Origin of the sequence: Janibacter melonis (assembly GCF_020567375.1) — a bacterium.
In the GTDB taxonomy this organism is placed as follows: domain Bacteria; phylum Actinomycetota; class Actinomycetes; order Actinomycetales; family Dermatophilaceae; genus Marihabitans; species Marihabitans melonis.
This window is the reverse complement of record NZ_JAJBZM010000002.1, coordinates 1,057,045-1,077,807: the sequence shown is the minus strand read 5'-3', so window position 1 is coordinate 1,077,807 and position 20,763 is coordinate 1,057,045. Positions and strand designations below refer to the sequence as shown.

The following is a 20,763-nucleotide window of genomic DNA, read 5'->3' as shown; positions in this document are numbered from 1 at the left end:
CGGCGGCCGACCGGACCAACTCTCACGCTGCGGTAGAGTTAACCGTCGCGTCCCGTCGAGCACTGCTCCGGCCGCGCCGCCACCGTCGCCGTCCCGCCGCCCCACCCGAAGGACCCCTGTGCCCGAGCCCGTCACCACCGCCGCCCCCGTCGCCGGCCCGCCCGAGGCCGGCGCCCGCGAGACCTCCGTGCGCGCCGCCCTGCGCGACCCACGGCGCCTGCGCACCGAGGTGCTCGGCGGTCTCGTCGTCGCCCTCGCCCTCATCCCCGAGGCCATCTCCTTCTCGATCATCGCCGGGGTGGACCCTCAGGTCGGGCTCTTCTCGAGCTTCGTCATGGCGGTGACCATCGCCGTCGTCGGCGGACGCCCCGCGATGATCTCGGCGGCGACCGGCGCGGTGGCGCTCGTCGTCGCCCCCGTCGTGCGCGAGCACGGCCTGAGCTACCTCCTCGCGACGGTGGTCCTCGCCGGGGTCCTGCAGGTGGTGCTCGCCCTGCTCGGCGTCGCGCGGCTCATGCGCTTCATCCCGCGGATGGTCATGGTCGGCTTCGTCAACGCGCTGGCCATCCTCATCTTCCTCGCCCAGGTGCCCTACCTCCTCGGCGTGCCGTGGCTCGTCTACCCGATGGTCGCGCTCGGCCTGCTCGTCATGGTCGTCATGCCGCGCGTGACGACCGCGCTGCCCGCCCCGCTCGTCGCCATCGTCGTCATCACCGCCCTCGTCGCGGCCGCCGGCTGGCAGCTGCCCGACGTCTCCGACCAGGGCGAGCTGCCCCGCTCGCTGCCCTCGCTGCTGCTGCCCGACGTGCCGCTGACGCTCGAGACGCTGCGCATCATCGCCCCCTACGCCCTCGCCATGGCCCTCGTCGGCCTGCTCGAGTCGCTCATGACCGCGAAGCTCGTCGACGGCATCACCGACACCCACTCCGACAAGACCCGCGAGTCCTGGGGGCAGGGCGTCGCCAACGTCGCGTCCGGCCTCTTCGGCGGGATGGGCGGCTGCGCGATGATCGGCCAGACGATGATCAACGTCAAGGTCTCCGGGGCCCGCACGCGGATCTCGACCTTCCTCGCCGGCGCCTTCCTCCTCGCGCTCGTCGTCGGGGCGGGCCCGCTCGTCGGCATGATCCCCATGGCCGCGCTCGTCGCCGTCATGGTCATGGTCTCCGTCGCGACCTTCGACTGGCACAGCGTCGCGCCGGCCACCCTGCGCCGCATGCCGCGCAGCGAGACCCTCGTCATGCTGCTCACGGTCGCGGTCACCGTCGCCACCCACAACCTCGCGTACGGCGTCATCACCGGGGTCCTCGCGGCGATGGTCGCCTTCGCCCGACGGGTCGCCCGTGTCGCCCAGGTCGAGCGCGTGCCGGGGGCCGGCGAGGTGCAGATCTACCGGGTCACCGGCGAGCTCTTCTTCGCCTCGAGCAACGACCTCGTCTACCAGTTCGACTACGCGGCCGACCCGCAGCGTGTCGTCGTCGACCTCACCGACAGCCACATCTGGGACGCCTCGAGCGTCGCCGCGCTCGACGGCGTGCGGGCGAAGTACGAGCGGATGGGCAAGCAGCTCGACGTCGTCGGCCTGAACCCCGCGTCGGCGGAGCGGCACGAGCTGCTGAGCGGGCGGCTCGGCGACGGGCACTGAGGTGATGGGGCACTGAGGTGATCGAGCACTGAGGCCGAGGCCACGCCGACGCAGCGCGAAGGGGGACGACCCGCTCTGGCAGGGTCGAGCCATGTCCCGCCCCATGACCGTGTCCGGCAGCGTCGAGATCGCCGCCGACCCCCAGACCGTCTACGCCGAGATCGCCGACCCCGACCGGATGGGGCGGTGGAGCCCGGAGAACGTCGGCACGGGCGACCCCGGCCGCGGCGCGCTGACGACGGGCGAGAGCTTCGTCGGGCACAACCGTCGTGGGCCCGCGCGGTGGTCGACGAGGTGCACCGTCATCGCGGCCGAGCCCGGCGAGCGCTTCGCCTTCCGGGTGCATCGCTACGGCTTCGGCCGAGTCCTCGTGCCGGTGTCTGTCGCGACCTGGTCCTACACCTTCGAGGAGGTCGCCCCCGGTCGGACCCGTGTCATCGAGACCTGGCAGGACGACCGCACTCGATGGCCGGACCCGCTCGCGGCACGCTTCGACCGCCTCGTCACGCGCGGACGGACCTTCGACGTCTACCAGGCGGGCAACATCCGCCGCACGCTCGACCGGCTGCGCGAGGACCTCGAGAGCCGCTGAGCCGCGTCAGCGGGCGTGCCGGACGAGCCCGGCGACGACCCGCGGGGTGAGCCGTCCGGGCCCGAGCCCGAGCTCGACGAGGTCGTCGAAGACCCTCTGATCCGCCGCGGCGGCCCGCAGCCCCGCGGCGAGGACGAAGGGGTGGGACGCCACCTTCCCACCGACGGCCGTGCTCACGAGGTTCGCTCGCAGCCGCCGCCGCACCTCGCTGCGGTAGCCGCGGCCGGGGTCGCCCCCTTCGTCCGCCCGCGCGGCCGCACGACCGGCGACCTGCCCGGTCACCCCCGCGTAGTAGATCCCCTCACCCGTCATCGGGTTGATGAGCCCGGCCGCGTCGCCGACGAGCAGCACGCGCCCGTCGGGCTGGACCGAGCCCCATCGCGCGGTCGAGAGCGGCAGGTGGTGGCCGCGCCACGACTGAGCGCCCTCGGTCGAGCCGGGCAGCAGGTCCTCGAGCCGCTCGCGCATCAACGCGTGGGTCGGCCGGTCCCGCCGGTCGCGCAGGATCTCGCCGTACCCGACATTCGACCACCCGTCGCCCCGGTCGAAGGCCCACGCGTACGACGGCTGGCGGTCCTGCGCGAAGCGGATGACCTGTCGCCCGTCACGTGATGGGGGTGTCGGCGCGTAGCCGCGCAGGCCAAGAGCGAGACTGCCAGGCAGGGTGAGGCCGAGCGAGCGACGGACCTGCGACTGCGCGCCGTCCGCACCGACGAGCACGCGAGCCCTGGTCTCGCCGTCGACGACGACCCGGTCGGCCTCGACCTGCACGTCGCGCACGCGGTGCCGCCGCAGGACCGCACCCGCCGCCACGGCTGCCTCGACGAGTCGGGCATCGAGACGCTCTCGGGGAATGACGAGGGCGGGGCGGCGCATCTCGCGCGTGCTGCTCAGGTCGCCGAGGGCGAGCTCGAGCGTGCCGATCCCCCGGTGCTCACGGCGCAGGTCGGCGGCCACGTCCGAGGCACCGACGGCGTCGAGCACGTCGAGGACGTGAGGGGCGATGCCGTCGCCGCACGACTTGTCCCGCGGGAAGTCGGCCCGGTCGAGGAGCAGCACCCGCGCCCCCGGCCGCTCGTGCAGGGCCGCGAGCGCCGTGATGCTGCCCGCCGGCCCGGCCCCCACGACGACCACGTCCCAGTCGTCGGTCGTCGTCATGCCGTCACCCTAGGCAGGCGACCGCCGTGCGTGTCGGACGGCGGCTCCCACCTTCGTCGACGCCCCACCCCCGAGACTCCAGGGAGCCGCGATCACCGCTGCCGCGAGGTGCCGTCCGACACGCGGACCGGGCCGGCGCCGTCTCGGCCGGGACGGCGCCGGGTCGCGGCGAGGTGGACGAGCAGGGCGAGTCCCCACACGAGGAAGAGGGGGTCCCACAGCCATGCGTGCCCGATCATCCCGGGCCGGTCGAACCCGCCATCGGGCCGGATGGCGCCGGCGAGGACGAGCTGGCCGACGACGGTGTTGAGACCGCCCCAGACGACGAGCACGACGGCGCCCAGCCAGGCGAGACCTCGGGTGAGCGGTCGCAGCGGCCAGCCGCGTCGGTCGAACCAGAGCGGCGCCAGCGCGGCGACGAGCTTGACGAGACCGACGGGCAGGAGGACCCACCGCATGTCGGCGAAGGTCGTGACGATCCGCTCGCCCAGGGTCTCGAGCAGCCAGTCGCCGCCGATCGCCCAGTACAGGCTGAAGAACGCGTGCACCGTCCCCGCCAGCGCCGCGAGCACCAGCCACCCCCGCGCGCGTCCTGTCACCGGGCCGACCCTGCCAGACGTCGGCGGACGACGGGAGGCGAAGGGGGGACCGGCGGGCGCCGGGACGCTGCGGGCTGTCAGGGCTCGGTCCTAGTCTCGGCGCCTGGCCGTCGACGAGGACGGCCCCGACGAGGAGGCACTGCGATGGCGACGCTCAACCCGTATCTCACCTTCCCCGGCACCGCGCGCGAGGCGATGGAGTTCTACCGCTCCGCCCTCGGCGGCGAGCTGTCGGTCTCGGCCTTCGCCGAGATGGGCGACCCGGGCAACGAGGGGGTCATGCACTCCCGCCTCGACACACCGACCGGGCTGTCCCTCATGGCGAGCGACATGGCCCCCGGCACCGAGGGCACGCCTGCCATCGGCGACGCGATCACGCTGTCCATCAGCGGCGGGCCCGACGACGACCTGCGTGGGTGCTTCGAGCGCCTGGCCGAGGGCGGTCAGGTGACGATGCCGCTCGAGCGGCAGATGTGGGGCGACGACTTCGGCATGCTCGTCGACCGCTACGGCATGCCGTGGATGGTCAACATCGCCGGCGAGCAGAGCTGAGCGGCGTGACGACCAAGGAGATCCTGCACGGCTACGTCCGCGAGCAGCGTCAGGCGATGCTCGCCAAGCTCGTCGGGGTGAGCGAGGCCGACGCGCGGCGGCCACGCACCGTCACGGGCACGAACCTGCTCGGCGTGCTCAAGCACTGCGCCCTCATGGAGCTGGGCTACCTCGGCGACTGCTTCGGGCGGCCCGCGGGCATCGCGTACCCGTGGGACGCGCCCGGCGCCTCGCTCGACGACAACCTCGACTTCTACGCGACGGCCGACGAGTCGATGGCCGACGTCCTCGACCTCGCGCACCGGGCCTTCGCCCACGCCGACGCGACGGTCGAGGCGCTCGACCTGGACGCGAGGGGGTTCGTGCCGTGGTGGGGACCGGAGGGTCGTGAGGTGACGCTCGACCAGATCATCGTCCACCTCGCCGTCGACGAGGCTCGTCACGCCGGCCACATGGACGTCCTGCGCGAGCAGCTCGACGGGTCCGTCGGTCTGCGCCGCGCGGGCGACAACCTGCCGGAGCAGGACGAGCGGTGGTGGGCCGACTACGTCGCCCGCCTGCACGAGATCGCCGACACACGATGAGCGAGATCTGGCACCTCGTCCACGCCGAGCGGCGTGCGCTCGTCGACGACCTCTGCGGCCTCGCCCCGTCGCAGTGGGACACGCCCTCGCTCGCGCCCGGGTGGAGCGTGCACGACGTCGCCGCCCATCTCGTCGACAACGCGCTCACCACCCCCGTCGGTCTGCTGCGCGCCATGGTGCGGGCGAAGGGGGACCTCGACCGGCAGAACGCCGCGGGCGTCGCCGCCCAGCGGGGGGCGACGCCTCAGCAGACCCTCGCGCGGCTGCGGGAGGTCGTCGACCGCACGAGCGGGCCGCCGACATGGCTGGCCTCGCTCGAGTCGCGGCTCGTCGAGGAGGTCGCCCACGGCGAGGACATCCGTGGCGCGCTCGGGATCCGTCGGGCCTACCCGGCGAAGACCCTCGAGGGCGCCGCGCGCTACCAGGCGAAGACGCCCGACGCGATCGGCGGCGGCCGCTCCGTCGCCCGGGCGGTGCGGCTGGTCGCCGACGACACGGACCTCGTCGTCGGCCAGGGCCCAGAGGTGCGTGGCCCCGCCCTCGCGATCGTCCTGCTGCTCAGCGGTCGCCGGCACGCCGTCGACGAGCTGCACGGGCCGGGGTTGTCGTCGATCCCCGCCCGGCCGGTCGGGGGCGGGTCCGTCTCCGGCTAGGCCGTCTCGGGCGCGACGACGCCGGGGGCGCTCTCGCGCGCCCGCAACCACGGGCCGATGGCCAGAGCGGTGATCACCCCGGTGACGGCGAAGGCGGTCGTCCACCCGAAGCGGTCGGCGACGACCCCGATGAGGATCGGCCCGATGATCGCTCCCGCGTCCTGAGCCATCTGGAAGCGGGCGAGGACCCGCCCTCCGGCCCGCTCGCTGCCGACGACGTCGGCGACGGCGGCCTGCTGCGAGGGGTTGAGCAGCCCGGCGCCGATGCCGGCGACGACGCACAGCACGAAGAGCACGTCGAGGCGCTGACTCGTGCCGACGAGCCCGATCCCGACGGCGGTGATCGCGAGGCCGGCGAGGGCGAGAGGGCGCCGTCCGATGGTGTCCGACCACCGGGACGCGACCTGCAGCGCCGCGGCCGTGCCGACGGCAGAGATGGCCAGCGCGGCGCCCGCGACCCACGTCGCGTCGTGGATCGCGACCGCGAACTGCGGCAGCACGGCGACCCGGACCCCGAAGCTCGACCACCCGTTGGCGAAGGAGGAGGCGAGCGCCGCGCGGTAGGTCGGCGAGGCGAGCGCCTCGGAGACGAGCATCGTCGGGCGCGACTCGCCGTCGGACACGCTGCGCAGCCGGGTGCCGCCGAGGAAGACGGCGACGACGCCCGCCGCGACGAGCAGGGCCACGGCGTACAGGACGAAGGGGACCCGCAGGCCGAGCTGGGCGAGCAGCCCGCCGATCACCGGGCCGAGCATGCCGCCGAGGAGGAAGGAGCTGGCGTACGCGGACGACACCCGGCCACGGATGCGCGGCGGCGCCAGACGCACGAGGAGCGACATCGCCGAGACGGTGAAGAGGGTGGACCCCAGACCGCCGACGCCGCGGAAGACGAGCAGCTGCCAGTACGACTGGGCGAAGGCGGTCGCGAGCGAGGACAGCGCGACGATCACGAGCCCGGCGAGGTAGACCGGCCGCTCCCCCAGGCGTGAGACGAGCGACCCGCCGGCCGGCGCGAAGACGAGCCGGAAGAAGGCGAAGGCCGAGACGACGACCGAGGCCGCCGCGACGCCCACGTCGAAGCTCCGGGCGTAGGCCGGCAGGACGGGGCTGATGAGACCGAAGCCGACGGCGATGACGAAGGCAGCGGCGACGAGGACCCAGATCTCGCGGGGGATGCGCTCCGGGGCGCTCGGGCTGGACATCGTCGCTCAGCCTACGTCCGCGGATCGGGTCCGCCCCTTCGCCCGACGGGCCCTCGCCGGACGTGAGACTGGGGCCATGACCCGACGCATCCTCATCACCGGTGCCACCGGAGGCATCGGCCTCGTCCTGTCCGACCGGCTGCGGGACGACTACGACGTCGTCATGCACGGCCGCACCCCGCGCACGCCGGAGCAGGAGCGCGAGCTGCGCGAGGCCGACCTCACCGACTACGACGAGGTCCGCGCCCTCATGGACGGCGTCGACACGGTCGTCCACCTCGCCGGGGCCGCGTCGCCGGAGTCGACGTGGGACGACGTGCTCGGCGCCAACGTCGTCGGCACCCGCAACGTGCTCGAGGCGGCCCGCGACGCGGGCGTGCGCCGGGTCGTCTACGCCTCCTCGAACCACGTCCTCGGCATGTACGACCGCGACGAGCAGTGGCCGGTGGGCCCGACGGACCTGCCGCGGCCGGACTCGCTCTACGGCGTGACGAAGGTCTTCGGCGAGACGCTCGGGCGCTATTACCACGACGCGCACGGGATCTCCGTGCTGTGCCTGCGCATCGGGTGGGTGAGCCCCGACCCGACCGAGACCGACGTCGAGCTGCTCCGCGCCATGTGGCTCAGCGAGGACGACGCCGAGCGCGTCTTCCGCTGCGCGATCGAGGTCGAGGACGTCGGCTACGGCCTCTACTACGCGATCTCGGACAACCCCGACCGTCGCTGGGACGTCACGAGCACGATGCTCGAGCTGGGCTACCGCCCCCAGGACCGCTGGACCGACCACGTGCCCGAGGGCGAGCAGGTCGTCCCCGGCGGCGCCAGCACCCCCGACGACTGGCCGAAGGGGTCCTGAGCCGGACGCTCAGCGGTAGTCCGCGACGTCTGGCGTGCTGCCGTCCTCCATGGCCGTGATGTACGACCACGCCCGCGGCTGCGAGCCGTCGGCGTCGCGCACGTCGTACTCGGCGGCGAGCACCTCCGAGGTCGTCGAGAGCTGGTTCCACCGGGTCCGGCCCTCGTCCGCGGCGACGGCCGCGACGCACCGCCCGACGAGCAGGGGCGACTCGGACACCGCGAAGGCCTCGGGCGCCACACCACCCCGCCCGGTGTCGGTCCAGGCCTGCTGCCAGGTCTCCTCGTCGACCCCGAAGGCGTCCAGCATCATCTCCGAGCGCAGCCAGCCCGGGCTCACGGCCATCGCGGTGCCCCCGTGCTCGGCGAGCTCGTGGCCCAGGCTGTGCGCGAGCCGGGTCAGCCCGGTCTTGACGAGGTCGACGTAGGCGTTGATCCGGTAGCGGGTGTCGTTGTAGGCCGCGTCGCCGTCCGTGAGCTCGACGTGCAGCCCGCCGGGCGTGCGGTGGAGCAGGTCGAGCGCGTACGTCGCCGTGAGGAGGTGGGTCTCGATCCCGCCGCGCAGGATCCGTCGCCCGGTCTCGACGTCCTGGGCCCACACCGGCTGGTCCCACTCGCCGTGGAGGTGCTCGCCACCCAGGCTCGACACGCTGATGTCGAGACGCCCGTGGACCTCGCGGATGCGCTCGACGAGGGCGCGGACGCTCGCCTCGTCGGCGTGGTCGACCTCGGCCCAGACGCCCTCGCCGCCCGCTGCGGTGACGAGCTCGGCGGTCTCCTCGACCGTCTCGGGACGGTCGTACTCCGAGCGCCGCTCACGCGTCGTGCGCCCGGTGCACCAGACCGTCGCCCCCGCCTCGCCGAGAGCGCGGGCGACCCCTCGCCCGGCGCCTCGGGTCGCACCGGACACCAGCGCCACCCGCCCGGTCAGCGGTCGGTCCCCACCACTCGCGCTCATGGCACGACGGTAGGGCCTGGCACCGACGACGACCAGGCCGGCGGCGAAGGGGGGACGAGCCCCCCTTCGCCCCTCGCCCGGTCACCTCGGGGCCGAGGTCACCCGGTGTTGCGCATCCCCGCGGCGATGCCGGAGACCGTGTGCAGGAGCGCACGGCCCAGGCGCGGGTCGTCCTCGCCGTCGCGCTGACGGCGCAGCAGGTCGACCTGCAGGTGGTGCAGCGGCTGGAGGTAGTGCTCGCGGATCTCGAGCGTCGTGCGCAGCGTCGGCTCCCGGTCCAGCAGCGCCGCGTCGCCGGTGACCCGCAGGACCTCGGCGACCGTGCGGTCGAGCTCGGCGGCGATGTCGTCGAGCGTGCCCTCGCCGTCGGGCGCGAGCGCGGCGACGTACTGCCGGGCGATGCCGAGGTCGGTCTTGGCCAGCGTCATCGCGACGTTGTCGAGGAAGGAGCGGAAGAAGGGCCAGCTCTGGTACAACTCGCGCAGGGTCTCGAGGTCCTCGCCGGCAGCAGCCAGTCCCGAGCCCACGCCGTACCAGCCGGGCACGATCTGCCGGCTCTGGGTCCACCCGAAGACCCACGGGATCGCCCGCAGGTCGTCCAGCCCCGCGTCGGCACCGGGCCGGCGCGAGGGACGAGACCCGATCCGCAGCTGCCCGAGCAGGTCGACCGGCGTCGCCGAGAGGAAGTACCCCGCGAGGCCCTCGCGCTCGGTGAGCTCGAGGTAGCGCTCCTGCGCCGCCCCGGCCACCCGATCCATGAGCGCGTCCCAGCGCTCGGTCTCGTCGGCGCTGCGCCGGTGCTCGCGGTGCAGCACGCTCGCCTCGAGCGTCGCGGCGATCATCAGCTCGAGGTTCTGCCGGGCGAGGACGGGCAGCGCGTACTTGTCGGAGATGACCTCGCCCTGCTCGGTGATCTTCACCTCGCCGGCGACGGTGCCCGCGGGCAGCGCGAGGATCGCGTCGTACGTCGGGCCACCACCGCGCCCGACGGAGCCTCCGCGGCCGTGGAAGAAGGTCATCCGCACCCCGAAGCGGGCACCGAGGTCGGTGATGACCCGCTGCGCACGCTGGATCTGCCACTGCGAGGCGGCGATGCCGCCGGACTTGTTCGAGTCCGAGTAGCCCAGCATGACCTCCTGGACGTCGCCGCGCAGGCGCACGACCTCGCGGTAGGACGGCTCGGACAGCAGCGCGGTGATGATCTCCTCGGCCTTGCCGAGCTCCTCGACGGTCTCGAGCAGCGGCACGAAGCCCACCCGGGCCACCCCGGCCTGGATGTCGACGAGACCGGCCTCCCGGCCGAGGACGACCGCGGCGAGCACGTCGTCGGCGTGCCGCGTCATCGAGATGATGTAGCTCTCGACCGTGCGCGCACCGAAGGAGTCCAGCGCCCACACGACCGCGTCGAAGGCCCGCGCCGTCGTCACCGCGTCGCCCTCGAGGGGCAGCGGACGACGGGCCAGCGGCCGCCGGCCGGCGAGCTCGGCCCCGAGGACCCTCATCCGCCCGGGCTGGTCGAGCGCCGCGTACGGCTCGTCGAGGTCGCCGGTGAGGTCGAGCAGCTGCCCGACGGCGTCGTGGTGCTTCGCCGAGTGCTCGCGCACGTCGAGCGCGGCGAGGGTAAGACCGGTCGAGCGCACCGTGCGCACGAGGCGCTCGAGCTCGCCCGCGGCGACGAGCTCGCCCTGGTGCTCGCTCACGGAGCGGTGCAGGACGAGCAGGTCGTCGAGCAGCTCGACGTCGTCGGCGTAGTCCTGGCCCGGCACGTGCGCCTCGCCCCGGCGCACCCGCTCCTGCGTGAGCCCGAGGCGCGCGCCGACCGCGGTGAGGTAGAGCCGGTAGGGCTCCTGGGCGTTGAGCCGGCGGTAGCGCAGCTCGATCTGGGGCAGCTGCTCGAGCATCGCCGCCAGCCGCTCGTCGAGCTCGTCCGAGGTCGTCGAGAGGTGGTCGCTCACCGACAGGTCGCGTCGCAGCACGTCGACCCGGTCGCGCAGCAGCCCGATGCCGTGGACCGCCTGCAGGCCGAGCACCTCGCGGGTCACCTCGGGCGTGACGTTGGGGTTGCCGTCGCGGTCGCCACCCATCCACGTGCCGAAGCGCAGCGGCACGGCGTCGAGCGAGAGCCCCGCCCCGGCCTCGCCGAGCTCGTCGCGCAGCTCCTCGACGACGTCGGGCACGGCGGCCCGCGAGAGGCCCTCGAGGTAGTAGATGCCGTTGCGCGCCTCGTCGGTCGGCTCGGGAGCCTCGACCCGGATCTCGTCGGTCGCCCACAGCAGGTCGATGCTCTCGGCGAGACGTCGCGTGCGTCGCGTGCTGTCGGGCTCGTCGAGGAGCGCGGCGATGCGGCGCAGCTTGTCGAGCGTCGAGCGTCGGGTCACCTCCGTGGGGTGCGCGGTGAGGACGGGGCGCACGCACACGCGGGCCGCCTCCTCGCCGAGCCGCTCGCCGTCGATCCCCGCCGCGCGGATGCGCTCGACCGCCTGGGCGATCCAGCCGCCCTCCCGGGCGCACTGCTCGACGAGCGCCCGCCCGCGGTGCACCTGCTCGGTGACGTTGGCGAGGTGGAAGTACGCGGTGAAGGCGCGGGCCACCTTCGTCGTGAGGTCGAGGTCGATGGTCGGCAGCTGGGCGAGCGAGCCCTCCTTCGAGTGCGCACGCACCTCCTCGACGAGGTCGAGCAACTCCTGCCCCTCGGCCCGCACGAGCGTCTGGCCCAGCAGCGAGGTGACGAGCCGGATGTCGCGACGCAGCGCGTCCTCCGGCACCGCGGCACCCGTCGTGGGGTCCTCGGTGGTGAGCGCACCCATGTCGATCTCCCTTCGGTCGGTGCCGACCACGCTAGTCAGCGCGAAGGGGGCCGCGCGCCGGCGTCCGCGAGGGCGGCACGGCGGTGCGGCGCGCCGGGCCGAGCAGGCCCGCCGCGAGCATCCACGTGAGGACGTAGCTGACGAGCAGGAGGACCGAGAGACCGAGGACGAACTGCAGGAGGAAGGGGTTGCCCAGGGGGTCCGAGGCGCGGCTCAGCACGACCGAGACGAGCCCGCCGGGGTTGGTGACGACGTCCCAGGAGTTGAAGCGCGGGAAGCGGCCGAGGTAGACGCCGACGGCGCTCAGCGCGAGCACGAGGACCGCGCTGACCCAGCCCGCGGCGGGCCCCAGGCGACGCGCCACGACCCGGTGCACGAGGACGAGCGAGACGAGGCCGAGGGCCAGACCGGTCCCGGCGAAGCTCGCGATGAGCGCCGCGTCGAACCACAGCGGCACCCCGGCCACCGCGCCGAGGTGGATGAAGTCGGTGAGGATGTACGGCGCGTTGGGCAGGAAGGCGAGCCACACGACGCCGACGCCCAGGAGCAACCAGCCCGGCCGGCCGTCGCGGTCGAGGGTCCCGATGAGCAGGGCGAGCACGTACGGCACCCAGGCGAGGAAGAGGTTCCACGCGAGGAAGCCGAAGACGAGACCGCTGCCCTCGCCGACCCGGTCGGCCCGCAGCGCGACGAGGCCGCAGGCGGCGAGCGAGCCGAGGACGAGCAGCGTCGTGGCCACGGCCACCCATCGGGTCGCCGGGCGGGTGCGCGCAGGGGTGGACGTCAGGCCGCTCATGCGGCGCCAGCCTAGGGGCGTGGCCTGGGCGTGAGGTGGGAGCGTGCTGGCAGGATCGGCGCATGGACCTCGACGAGGCGGTGGGCGAGCTCTACGGGGCCGGGCTCGGCGACTTCGTCGCGGTGCGCACCCGCCTGGCCAAGGAGGCCGGCAGGGACCTGGGCCGCGAGATCAAGGCCCTGCGCAAGCCGACGGTCACCGCGTGGCTGCTCAACCTCCTCGCCCGCCGCTCCCCCGAGCTGCTCGCCGAGGTCGGCGAGCTCGGCGAGCGGATGCGCTCGGCCCAGGGCGAAGGGGACGCGGCCGCCCTGCGCGACGCGCGTCCCGAACGGGACGCCCTCGTGCGACGGGTCGTCGCGGCGACCCGGGAGGTCGCGAAGGGGGAGGACCGGCAGCTCTCCGCCGCGGGCGAGGACGAGGTCGCCGCCACCGTCGTCGCCGCCCTGGCCGACGAGACGAGCCAGGCGGCGCTGGCGTCGGGGATGCTCGTGCGGGCCCTGCGCTACTCCGGCTTCGGCGAGGTCGACCTCGACGACGCGGTCGCCGCGCGAGCTCGGCTGCGGGTGCTGCCCGGGGGCGCGGCCGGCGCCGGTCGGGGCGAAGGGGACGAGACCACCGACGAGGAGCAGACGCAGGACCCCCCGGAGCCGCCGGAGGCGGCCGAGCTGCGGGAGACGGAGCTGCGGCTGCAGACCGTCGGGGCCGAGGTCGACCTGGCGACCTCGCAGCTCGCCGAGGCCGAGGAGGCGCTCGCCCGGGCCCGGGAGGCGGTGGCACAGGCACGCGAGCGGCTGCGCACGCAGTCGACGGAGCGCGAGCGGCTCACCAAGGAGGCGACCCGGCTGCGGCGTGCCTGCGCCCGAGCGGCCCGGCGGCAGTAGACAATCGCAGGCATGACCGAGCGCGCCACCACCCGACCCGAGACCTCCGCGAACGACTACGGCGTCCTCGAGGCCGAGATGCTCGCCGCCTGGTTCGACGTCGACACCGACGACGTCGAGACCGCGGTCATCCCGCGCCTGGCCCTGGGCCACCACGTCGTCGTGCCCGTCGAGCTGCCCGCCGGCGCCACGACCGCCCCGGTCTCGCAGGCCCCCACAGCGGCGCCCGCACCTGCGCCCGCCGTGCCCGCACCCGCCGCTGCGCCGGCTCCGTCCCTGGTGGCCTCCCCCGCGACCCGCCACCGCCACGCGAGCGCCGAGTCGCTCGACGCGGTGCGCCGCAACCAGGTCGCCCTCGCCGTCGTCGTCACCGCGATCGTCCTGCTCGGCGCCGTCGTCGGGCTGATCGGCGGCTGGATCGCCCTCGCCGGCTACGCGCTCCTCGTCGGCGGGCTGCTCCTCGCCCAGCACCTCGTCAACCGTCGCTACACCGCCCGGCACACCCGGCACGTCCCGCGTCACGGCTGAGGCCGACCGGGCTCAGCCCAGCAGCGCCGCGATCGTCGCGGCGAGCTCGCGCACCCGCGCCCGGGCGTCGTCGTCGACGTCGCCGAGCACCTCGACGTCCGCCGACGCCTGCGTCCAGCCGAGCGCTCCGACGATGCCGTGGACCGAGCGGACCGCGCCTGTCGTGTCGTAGCGTCCGTGCACGTAGAGCCCGAAGGGGGTGCGCCGCGGCGTCCCCGCCGCGCCCTGGCCGTCCGCGTCGAGAGCGCCGCCGACGGCGAGGAAGGTGCTGTCGAAGAAGTGCTTGAGCGCGCCCGACATGTAGCCGAAGTTCGCCGTCGTGCCGAGCACGTAGCCGTCGGCGTCGAGCACGTCCTGCGCCGTCGCCTCGAGCGCGTCGCGCACGACGACCTCGACCCCCTCGATCTCGTCGTCACCGGCGCCTGCGAGCGCTGCGTCGAGCAGGGCGCGCATCGACGACGTGGGCGAGTGGTGCACGACGAGCAACGTGGCCATGCGGTCATGCTGCCAGCGAGGCGGGCCGACCCCGTCGTCGCGGACGGCCGACATCGCCAAAACCCAACGGCTGCGCGGGTACCGGGGACCCTCACCGTCGCATAGCCTGAGCGCGCTGGAGCAGGGGGCTGCGAGGCTCCCCCACCCGACCCCGCCCTCAGGAGCCCGCGAGCATGAGCATCCCGACCGAGCAGATCCCGCCCGAGCAGACGCGGTCGACCCGGCGTGACGGCGACGTCGCCGCGGCCCCGCCCAAGCTGCGCCGGCGCCCCATGCTCATCGCCGTCTCGGTCATCCTCACCGCGGTCGGTGCGCTCCTCGCGGCCTACCTCCTCACCGAGATCGCGGGCACCAACGAGGTCGTCGCGGTGCGCGAAGGGGTGTCGCGCGGCGAGCAGATCACCGCCGACGACCTCGTCATGGCCAACGTCAGCTACGACAGCGCGGTCCGCCCGCTCCCGTGGTCCGACGCGCGCAAGCTCGAGGGGCTCTACGCGCAGTACGACCTCGCGCCGGGCTCGATCGTCACGCAGGACGCGGTGACCGAGGAGCTCGACGTGCCCGCCGACACCTCGGTCGTCGGTCTCTACCTCGAGCCGGGACGCATGCCGAGCGACATCCTGCGCAACGGCGACCAGGTGCGCGTCGTCTACTCCCTCGACGAGGACCCCGCGGCCAACCCCGACGAGTACCTCGGCTACGTGACGAGCACCCGCCCCGCCACCGACGCCCGCGGGATGATCGTCGACATCCTCGTGCGCGCGGACGACGCCCCCCGGGTGGCCGCCGCGTCGGGCACCGGCAACGTCTCGCTCGTGCTGAACACCCGCGACCGGGCCGAGCAGGACCTCAACGCCAAGACCGACGGCTTCCCCGTCGACGGGGCGCCGGCGGACGTGCCCGCGGGGTCGACGTCCCCGAGCGGCTCCAGCTCCTCTGGCAGCAGCTCCCCCACCTCCAGCGGGTCGAGCAGCTGATGGCGGTCATCACCCTCTTCTCCGCCGCGGGCGCGCCCGGCGTGACGACGACGGCGCTCGGCCTGGCCCTGGCCTGGCAGCGCCCCGTCTACCTCGTCGACGCCGACGCGACCGGCTCCCCTGCCGTCCTCGCCGGCTACCTCCAGGGCCAGGCGGCGCACGACCGCGGGCTCGTCGAGCTCGCCGTCGCCAACCGGGTCGGCAACCTCAACGCCGCGATCGCCACCGTGGCCATGGAGATCCCCGGCTCCCCCGTCTCCTTCGTCCCCGGCATCCGCTCGCACCAGCAGGCCGCGTCGCTCGTCAACCTCTGGGAGCCGCTCACCGGGGTGCTGCGCGGGATGGAGCAGCGGGGCATGGACGTCGTCGTCGACGCCGGCCGCATCGGTGTGGCCCACTCCGCCCAGCCGCTCGTGCGCTCCGCCGACCTCTCCCTGCTCGTCGTGCGCTCCGACCTGCCGGCCGTCGCCGGCGCCCGCTCCTGGGCGAAGGCGGTGCGCGAGCAGCTGCTGAGCACCGGCTCGGAGGAGAGCCTGGGTCTCGTCGTCGTCGGCTCGGGCCGCCCCTACAGCGCCCGTGAGATCCGCAAGGTCCTCGGGCTGCCGGTCGTCGCCGAGATCGCCTGGGCGCCCGAGGACGCGCTCGTGCTGTCGACGGGGGCGCAGCCGGGCAAGAAGTACGCCTCGGGCGCCTTCCAGCGCAGCCTCGCCGCCGCCGTGAGCTCGGCGCAGGGCGTCATCGCGACGAACCGGCAGCGCCTCAGCTCCGTCCAGCGGAAGGCCGACAGCAATGTCTGAGCACGGACCGACCGACCCCACCTCGCTGCCGCTCTTCGCCGGGGGCGACCTCGACGAGCCGGCACCGCAGGACGCCGACGTCTCCGCCCGGCTCGCCGCGGGTGCGGGCACCTCCTCGCCCTACGCCCGCCACACCGCCGCCCCTCGACCGGCCGTGCCGTCGGTGCCGGGCGACGCCGGCAGCGCACCCCTGCCCGAGGTCGGCCCCCCGCCGTCGGGCACCTTCGCGCCGGACGCCGCGCCGCTGCCCCCTTCGTCGCCCGCACTGCCGTCCGTGAGCCGGGTCCAGGGCGGGTCCCTGCCCGCCGAGGCCGTCCACGGCAGCGACATCGACTGGACCCAGGTCGCCGACCTGCGCACCCAGGCCTCGGAGATGCTCACCGGCGCGCTGCACGACCGGAGCAACCTCACGACGGCGCAGCAGCGTGAGCTCGGCCGGGCGATCATCATGGAGCTGCTGCAGACCACCGCCGCCGAGCACCTCGCCACCGGTCGGCGTGCGTGGTCGCTCGACGAGCAGGAGCGGGTCGCCGAGGCCGTCTTCAACGCGCTCTTCGGGCTCGGACGGCTGCAGCCCCTCGTCGACGACGAGCGCGTCGAGAACATCGAGATCACCGGGTGCGACCAGGTGATGCTCGAGTACACCGACGGCACGCTGCGGCCGGGCCCGCCCGTCGCCGAGACCGACCAGGAGCTCATCGACTTCCTCGTCTTCCTCGCCAGCCGCTCCGAGGTCAACGCCCGGCCCTTCTCCGAGGCTCAGCCGCGGCTGCACATGCGGCTCGACGGCGGTGCCCGTCTCGCCGCGACCGCGTGGGTCACCCCGCGACCCTCGCTCGTCATCCGACGCCACCGGCTGCGCGAGATCACCCTCGAGGAGCTCGCGCAGCGCGGGATGCTCGACATGACCGCCGTGTCCTTCTTGCGCGCCGCGGTCCGGGCGAAGAAGAGCATCGTCGTCGCCGGCCCCCAGGGCGCGGGCAAGACGACGATGGTCCGGGCGCTGTGCGCCGAGCTCGACCCGTGGGAGCGGATCGGCACCTTCGAGACCGAGTACGAGCTGCACCTGCACGAGCTGCCGGAGAAGCACCGGCGGATCGTCGCGTGGGAGTCGCGGCCCGGCTCCGGCGAGGTCGGCCCCGACGGGCGCCAGGCCGGCGAGATCCCGCTCGACGACCTGCTCTACGACTCCTTCCGCTTCAACCTCTCGCGCCAGATCGTCGGCGAGGTCCGCGGGCGCGAGGTGCTCGCGATGATCAAGGCGATGCAGTCGGGCTCGGGGTCGATCAGCACGACCCACTCCGCCAACGCCGTGGGCGCGATCCGCAAGCTCATCACCTGCGCGATGGAGGCCGGCTCGCACGTCACCGAGGCCTACGCGCAGCGTGCCATCGCCGAGCACATCAACGTCATCGTCCAGCTGCACCTCGACACCCAGTCCTCGCCCGACGGCGAGTCCCGCCGCGAGCGCTACGTCAGCGAGATCGTCGTCGTGCAGCCCGGCGAGGACGGGGCGGCGACGACGCACGTCTACCAGCCCAACCCCAACGGCGGCCCGCCCGTGCCGGGCGTGCTCCCCGACGACTACCGCGAGCTCGAGCGCTACGGCTTCGACATCGCCGACTACTTCGCCCGGAGCTCGGCGTGATCTGGCTCTGGTCGCTGCTCGTCGGCGCGATCTTCGCGCTGGCGGTCGTGACCTTCGTGCTCGGCGTGCGCAAGACCCCGGTGCGGGTCAAGCAGCCGGCCGTCGCCCGCGCGCGGGACGACTCGCGGTGGGGTCGACTGCCCAGGCGCACCCAGCAGCTCGCCGTCGCCTCGGTCGTGCTCGGGCTCGTCATCGCGCTGCTCACCGGCTGGGTCATCGCCATGGTCATCCTGCCGGCCCTCGTCCTCGGCCTGCCCTGGCTGCTCGGGTCGGGCGACGCCGACCAGCGCATCGAGCGGCTCGAGGCGATGGAGGAGTGGACCCGCTCGCTCGCCGGTGTCCTCACCGTCGGCGTCGGTCTCGAGCAGGCCATCATCGCGACCCTGCGCAGCGCGCCCAAGGCCATCCAGCCGGAGGTCCGCCTGCTCGCCGCCCGGCTGCGCGCCCGCTGGCCCACGGGCGATGCGCTGCGCGCCTTCGCCGACGACCTCGACGACTCCACCGGCGACCTCCTCGCCGCCAACCTCCTGCTCGGCGCCCAGCGTCGCGGTGCAGGCCTGGCCAGCGTCCTCGAGTCGGTGGCGATGTCGGTCGCCGAGGACGTGCGGGCCCGCCGGATGATCGAGGCCGACCGCGCCAAGCCCCGCGCGACGGCCCGCTGGGTCACGATCATCACGATGGTCGTCCTCGGCGTCCTCTTCCTCACCAACGAGTACGTCGAGCCGTACAAGAGCGGAGTCGGGCAGATCGCCCTGGGCTTCCTCCTCAGCCTGTACGTCGCCGCCCTCGTGTGGATGAAGCAGATGGCCAAGGGCAAGGAGCTGCCCCGTTTCATCGGCACGGCCGTGGCCGAGGAGGCCGACGCATGACCACCGGCGACCTGCCCCTCATGCTCCTCGCCGGCGCCCTCGTCGGGCTCGGGCTGTCGATGCTGCTGTGGCGCGTGCGCCCTGCCCAGGTCGACCTGTCCTCCGCGCTGGACCGGCTCTCGCCGGAGCGCTCGCTCGCCGAGGAGGACCGCACGCAGCGCGCGGGCACGGACGCCGACGCGAAGGACAAGCTCGGCCGGTGGGCCATGCGCACGCTGCCGCTCGACGCGCTCGGCGCGGTGCCGACCAAGGAGCTGGCCCTCCTGCGCATCCCCGTGCACCGCTTCTTCGGCGAGAAGGTGCTCTTCGCCGTCGTCGGGCTGGTCATCCCCTTCGCGCTGATGATCCTCTTCTCCGCCGTCGGGCTCGCCGTCCCGGTCTTCTTCGCGATCATGGGAGCGCTGCTCCTGGGCAGCCTGATGTTCTTCCTGCCCGACTACAACGTGCGCGACGACGCCGCGAAGGCGCGCAAGGAGTTCGGCCGCGCGCTCGCCTCCTACATCGACCTGGTCGCGCTGGAGCGCAACGCCGGGTCCGGCCCGCGGCAGGCGATGGAGATCGCAGCGGGCATCGGCGACGCGTGGGTCTTCCGCCGCATCGGCGAGGAGCTGGCCCGCTCGCGCTGGTCCGGCCAGCCCCCGTGGGACGCGCTGCGCAAGCTCTCCGACGACCTCGGGCTGCCCGAGCTCGCCGACCTCGCCGACATCATGCGGCTCTCCGGCGAGGAGGGTGCCCAGGTCTACACGACGCTGCGCGCCCGCAGCCAGAGCATGCGCACCGCCGAGCTGAACTCCGCTCTCGCAGAGGCGAACGCGACCGGCGAGCGGCTCTCGATCCCGATGTCCACCCTCGGCCTGATCTTCATGGCCATCCTCGTCACCCCCGCGCTGCTGCGGATCGTGGGGTCGTGATGAGACCACCGACGACGGGGACTCTTCCCCGTTCCACCGCGAGGTCGCACCCCGTTACCCTCGTTATGCCGGGGGTTCGGTCTGTCGCCCTCGCATGCCCTCGAACCTCAGAGCAGGAGCAGCCATGATCGCGCTGATCACCACCCTCCAGATCCTCGGCCTGCGGGCCACGGACCACACCGCCGACCAGGTCGGCGTCCTGCGCCGGGCCAGGGAGGACCGCGGCTCGGTGACCATCGAGCAGGTCCTGTGGGCGGTCGCGGCCATCGCCATCGCCACCCTCGTCGTCGTCGCCGTGCGCGGCTTCGTGACCGACAAGGCCAACGAGATCAAGTGACGCGCGGGCAGGGGGGGCGCGCCCGCCGGGCGCGCGAGCGAGGGTCGGTCTCCATCGAGATGGTGATCCTCTTCCCCCTTGCCCTCACGCTGCTCTTCGTCACCGTCCAGGGCGCGATCTACTACCACGCCCGCGGGGTGGCCATGGCCTCCGCGCAGGAGGGTGCCCGCGACGCGGCGGCGAAGGGGTCGAGCGACAGCCTCGGCCAGGAGGCGGCGATGTCCTTCGCCGGACGAGCCGGCGGCGACGGCATCCTCGGCTCGCCCGAGGTGAGCGTCGAGCGCACCGACGACGCGGTGACGGTGACCGTCACGGGCACGACCCTGTCGGTCATCCCCGGCTGGGACCCGAAGGTCACCCAGTCCTCGACCCGCCCGCTCGAGGACTTCTCGGCCCCCCGCAACCCGGTCAACCCCGACGGGGTCGGCGAAGGGGGACCCGAGGACCCAGCGGAGCCGCTGCCGATCGGCGGTGCGGGCCCGTGACCCGGCGTGCACGGGTGCGCGACGAGCGGGGGTCGACCTCGATCGAGCTCGTCATCCTCGGCCCGGCCTTCGTGCTGCTCCTCGCGATGCTCATCATCGGCGGACGGGTCGCCATCGCCAAGCAGGCGATCGGCAACGCCGCCTCCGAGGCGGCACGCTCGGCCACGCTCAGCCGCGGTGAGGACGCCGCGACGGCCAACGCGAAGCGCGCCGCCGACGAGTACCTCGCCGAGCAGGACCTCCAGTGCCGCGGGACCCCTGCCGTGACGGTCGACCTCGCGGCCTTCCGCACCGACCCCGGCACCCCGGCCGAGGTCGCCGTGACCGTCAGCTGCCAGGTCGACATCTCCGGGGTCGAGATCCCGGGCCTGGGCGACGTGACGCTCGAGGGCTCGGCGACGAGCCCGCTCGACGTCTACCGGGAGCGCTGAGCC

Annotated in this window: 23 protein-coding genes; 16 read left to right on the top strand and 7 right to left on the bottom strand. The window is 73.9% G+C overall.

The window, feature by feature from the left end:
* The first annotated feature begins 118 nt into the window (after window positions 1-118).
* Together LIV55_RS11370 and LIV55_RS11365 are read left to right on the top strand one after the other, a co-directional pair.
* Window positions 119-1,645, top strand: a complete 1,527-nt coding sequence (locus LIV55_RS11370; RefSeq protein ID WP_372456516.1) for a SulP family inorganic anion transporter — start codon at window positions 119-121, stop codon at window positions 1,643-1,645.
* 91 nt (window positions 1,646-1,736) lie between these two features.
* Entirely contained in the window at window positions 1,737-2,237 is a 501-nt protein-coding gene (locus LIV55_RS11365; RefSeq protein ID WP_229300258.1) for an SRPBCC family protein, read from the top strand.
* Between the two features lie 6 nt (window positions 2,238-2,243).
* Here the strand turns inward: LIV55_RS11365 and LIV55_RS11360 are convergent, their stop codons facing one another.
* The gene (locus LIV55_RS11360) at window positions 2,244-3,395 is read right to left on the bottom strand and encodes a geranylgeranyl reductase family protein (protein ID WP_229300257.1); all 1,152 of its coding nucleotides are present in this window, start codon (window positions 3,393-3,395) and stop codon (window positions 2,244-2,246) included.
* 92 nt (window positions 3,396-3,487) lie between these two features.
* Window positions 3,488-3,994, bottom strand: coding sequence for a DUF3995 domain-containing protein (locus tag LIV55_RS11355; RefSeq protein ID WP_229300256.1), 507 nt, complete (start codon window positions 3,992-3,994; stop codon window positions 3,488-3,490).
* Between the two features lie 144 nt (window positions 3,995-4,138).
* On the opposite strand from LIV55_RS11355, the gene LIV55_RS11350 reads away from it, so the two are divergent.
* Genes LIV55_RS11350 through LIV55_RS11340 form a run of 3 tightly spaced genes read left to right on the top strand, consistent with a single transcriptional unit; the run spans window position 4,139 to window position 5,783 of the window.
* A complete protein-coding gene (locus LIV55_RS11350) occupies window positions 4,139-4,546 on the top strand; it encodes a VOC family protein (RefSeq protein WP_229300255.1) in 408 nt (135 codons plus the stop codon).
* Window positions 4,547-4,551: 5 nt separating this feature from the next.
* Window positions 4,552-5,130 (top strand): DinB family protein, encoded by a 579-nt coding sequence (locus LIV55_RS11345; RefSeq protein ID WP_229300254.1) that lies wholly within the window; start codon window positions 4,552-4,554, stop codon window positions 5,128-5,130.
* Window positions 5,127-5,783 (top strand): maleylpyruvate isomerase family mycothiol-dependent enzyme, encoded by a 657-nt coding sequence (locus tag LIV55_RS11340; RefSeq protein WP_229300253.1) that lies wholly within the window; start codon window positions 5,127-5,129, stop codon window positions 5,781-5,783. The genes LIV55_RS11345 and LIV55_RS11340 overlap by 4 nt, the downstream gene beginning before the upstream one ends.
* On the opposite strand, the gene LIV55_RS11335 is transcribed toward LIV55_RS11340, so the two are convergent.
* Window positions 5,780-6,985, bottom strand: coding sequence for an MFS transporter (locus LIV55_RS11335; protein ID WP_229300252.1), 1,206 nt, complete (start codon window positions 6,983-6,985; stop codon window positions 5,780-5,782). The two genes, LIV55_RS11340 and LIV55_RS11335, sit on opposite strands and share 4 nt — an antisense overlap.
* 76 nt (window positions 6,986-7,061) lie before the next feature.
* Here LIV55_RS11335 and LIV55_RS11330 point away from each other — a divergent pair, with 76 nt between their 5' ends.
* The gene (locus tag LIV55_RS11330) at window positions 7,062-7,841 is read left to right on the top strand and encodes an NAD-dependent epimerase/dehydratase family protein (RefSeq protein WP_123092592.1); all 780 of its coding nucleotides are present in this window, start codon (window positions 7,062-7,064) and stop codon (window positions 7,839-7,841) included.
* A gap of 9 nt (window positions 7,842-7,850) precedes the next feature.
* Here LIV55_RS11330 and LIV55_RS11325 read toward each other — a convergent pair whose 3' ends face one another.
* The 3 genes from LIV55_RS11325 to LIV55_RS11315 all read right to left on the bottom strand — a co-directional run bounded on the left by LIV55_RS11325 (window position 7,851) and on the right by LIV55_RS11315 (window position 12,401).
* A complete protein-coding gene (locus LIV55_RS11325; protein WP_123092499.1) occupies window positions 7,851-8,798 on the bottom strand; it encodes an SDR family oxidoreductase in 948 nt (315 codons plus the stop codon).
* A gap of 98 nt (window positions 8,799-8,896) precedes the next feature.
* Entirely contained in the window at window positions 8,897-11,605 is a 2,709-nt protein-coding gene (gene ppc / locus LIV55_RS11320) for a phosphoenolpyruvate carboxylase (protein ID WP_229300251.1), read from the bottom strand.
* A 31-nt stretch (window positions 11,606-11,636) separates the two neighbouring features.
* Window positions 11,637-12,401: a DUF1361 domain-containing protein gene (locus LIV55_RS11315; RefSeq protein WP_229300250.1), complete on the bottom strand. Its 765-nt coding sequence runs from the start codon at window positions 12,399-12,401 to the stop codon at window positions 11,637-11,639.
* Window positions 12,402-12,463: 62 nt separating this feature from the next.
* Between LIV55_RS11315 and LIV55_RS11310 the strand changes: the two genes are divergently transcribed.
* Together LIV55_RS11310 and LIV55_RS11305 are read left to right on the top strand one after the other, a co-directional pair.
* On the top strand, window positions 12,464-13,282 hold the full coding sequence (locus LIV55_RS11310; RefSeq protein ID WP_229300249.1) for a hypothetical protein: 819 nt from the start codon (window positions 12,464-12,466) through the stop codon (window positions 13,280-13,282).
* 12 nt (window positions 13,283-13,294) lie between these two features.
* Window positions 13,295-13,810 (top strand): hypothetical protein, encoded by a 516-nt coding sequence (locus LIV55_RS11305; RefSeq protein ID WP_229300248.1) that lies wholly within the window; start codon window positions 13,295-13,297, stop codon window positions 13,808-13,810.
* Window positions 13,811-13,822: 12 nt separating this feature from the next.
* Here the strand turns inward: LIV55_RS11305 and LIV55_RS11300 are convergent, their stop codons facing one another.
* Window positions 13,823-14,305 (bottom strand): flavodoxin family protein, encoded by a 483-nt coding sequence (locus tag LIV55_RS11300; RefSeq protein WP_123092594.1) that lies wholly within the window; start codon window positions 14,303-14,305, stop codon window positions 13,823-13,825.
* 173 nt (window positions 14,306-14,478) lie between these two features.
* Here LIV55_RS11300 and LIV55_RS11295 point away from each other — a divergent pair, with 173 nt between their 5' ends.
* The 8 genes from LIV55_RS11295 to LIV55_RS11260 all read left to right on the top strand — a co-directional run bounded on the left by LIV55_RS11295 (window position 14,479) and on the right by LIV55_RS11260 (window position 20,760).
* Window positions 14,479-15,282 (top strand): SAF domain-containing protein, encoded by an 804-nt coding sequence (locus LIV55_RS11295; RefSeq protein ID WP_123092503.1) that lies wholly within the window; start codon window positions 14,479-14,481, stop codon window positions 15,280-15,282.
* The gene (locus LIV55_RS11290) at window positions 15,282-16,079 is read left to right on the top strand and encodes a CpaE/TadZ family protein (protein ID WP_191564058.1); all 798 of its coding nucleotides are present in this window, start codon (window positions 15,282-15,284) and stop codon (window positions 16,077-16,079) included. Before LIV55_RS11295 ends, LIV55_RS11290 begins: the two co-directional genes overlap by 1 nt.
* Entirely contained in the window at window positions 16,072-17,727 is a 1,656-nt protein-coding gene (locus LIV55_RS11285; protein ID WP_229300247.1) for a TadA family conjugal transfer-associated ATPase, read from the top strand. Before LIV55_RS11290 ends, LIV55_RS11285 begins: the two co-directional genes overlap by 8 nt.
* Window positions 17,724-18,596, top strand: coding sequence for a type II secretion system F family protein (locus tag LIV55_RS11280; RefSeq protein WP_229300246.1), 873 nt, complete (start codon window positions 17,724-17,726; stop codon window positions 18,594-18,596). The genes LIV55_RS11285 and LIV55_RS11280 overlap by 4 nt, the downstream gene beginning before the upstream one ends.
* Window positions 18,593-19,507 (top strand): type II secretion system F family protein, encoded by a 915-nt coding sequence (locus LIV55_RS11275; protein ID WP_201464927.1) that lies wholly within the window; start codon window positions 18,593-18,595, stop codon window positions 19,505-19,507. Before LIV55_RS11280 ends, LIV55_RS11275 begins: the two co-directional genes overlap by 4 nt.
* A 124-nt stretch (window positions 19,508-19,631) precedes the next feature.
* Window positions 19,632-19,844, top strand: a complete 213-nt coding sequence (locus LIV55_RS11270; protein ID WP_229300245.1) for a hypothetical protein — start codon at window positions 19,632-19,634, stop codon at window positions 19,842-19,844.
* The gene (locus LIV55_RS17225) at window positions 19,841-20,329 is read left to right on the top strand and encodes a TadE family protein (RefSeq protein WP_229300244.1); all 489 of its coding nucleotides are present in this window, start codon (window positions 19,841-19,843) and stop codon (window positions 20,327-20,329) included. Before LIV55_RS11270 ends, LIV55_RS17225 begins: the two co-directional genes overlap by 4 nt.
* Entirely contained in the window at window positions 20,326-20,760 is a 435-nt protein-coding gene (locus LIV55_RS11260; RefSeq protein WP_229300243.1) for a TadE/TadG family type IV pilus assembly protein, read from the top strand. The genes LIV55_RS17225 and LIV55_RS11260 overlap by 4 nt, the downstream gene beginning before the upstream one ends.
* Window positions 20,761-20,763 lie beyond the last annotated feature (3 nt).